Below are 1,141 nucleotides of genomic sequence, written 5' to 3' on the forward strand. Positions count from 1 at the left end.
CGAAGCGCGGTGCGGTTCCGCGTGTCGGCGACCGGCTTCCGCAAGCCGACCTCGCGCGCACGATTCGTGCACTTGCCCACGATCCCGCTTCCTTCTACACCGGCAGCCTCGCCGAACGATGCGTCGATGCGGTGCGGGCGGCCGGTGCCCCGTTCACGGGCGACGAATGGCAGCAGTGTGCAACGGTTCCCGTGGAGAACGCACTGACCGGAACCTATGCGGGGGCAACCGTCCACCAGACCCCATTGCCGACTCCGGGATGGATGGTGCTGCAACAGGCCGCGTTGTGCGACGGGGCATTGGGATCCGAAGACCTGCTCGGCTCCGAGGCGATCGATCGCATGGCCCGGGCCGCCGCGATCGCGTTCGAGGACCGATTGCGCTGGTGCTCGTCCGACAACGACGGGGCGGCACGCGCTCTCGACCCCGGCAACATCGCCGCTGGCCGGACGCGTCTCGAATCACGCGAACCTGTAGGATCTTTCGCTGTGGCGGGTGGGGATACGACGTCGCTGGTCGCCGTCGATGCGGACGGTCGCGCCGTCTCGTTCATCCATTCCCTCGCCTTCACGTTCGGCGCGAAGTTCACCGTGCCCGGCACCGGCATCGTGCTCAACAACCGGCTCGGACGCGGCGCGTACCTGATCGACGGGCACCCCAACGAGGTCGCGCCGCGACGCAAACCCCTGCACACGCTCAACGCGTGGATCGTCACCGACGCGGCCGGCGAACTGCGGCACGTCGGCAACACCCCGGGCGGCGACGGTCAGGTGCAGTGGAACATGCAGTTGCTCTCGCACCTGCTCGACCACGGACTCGATCCGCAGGAGGCCGTGTCGGCGCCGCGCTTCACGGTTTACCCCGGCTCCGACGCGAACACCCTCAGGGCACCGACGGAGTTGCGCATCGAAGCAACTGTTCCGGAGTCCGTGCGCCGAGCGCTGTCCGACAAGGGTCATCGGGTATCGGTGCTCGACGCGTTCGGCGCCGAAGGCAGCGCACAGATCGTCTCGCTCGACGAGCGCGGAGTGATGCTCGGCGGTAGCGATCCTCGGCAGGAAGGAGTGGCTCTCGGTGTCGAATAACGATGCTGTTCTGTCCGTTTCGGCTCCGGCACCCCAGGGGCGCTATGTCGCCGCGG

At 67.9% G+C, this 1,141-nt stretch carries 1 protein-coding gene; it reads left to right on the top strand.

All coding sequences use genetic code 11. From position 1 onward, the window contains the following. A partial coding sequence (locus tag I0Q12_RS21350; RefSeq protein WP_231611161.1) for a gamma-glutamyltransferase occupies positions 1 to 1,085 on the top strand: 1,085 nt, incomplete at its 5' end. Positions 1,086 to 1,141 lie beyond the last annotated feature (56 nt).

Source organism: Rhodococcus sp. CX, from assembly GCF_015865005.1.
Classification (GTDB): domain Bacteria; phylum Actinomycetota; class Actinomycetes; order Mycobacteriales; family Mycobacteriaceae; genus Rhodococcus.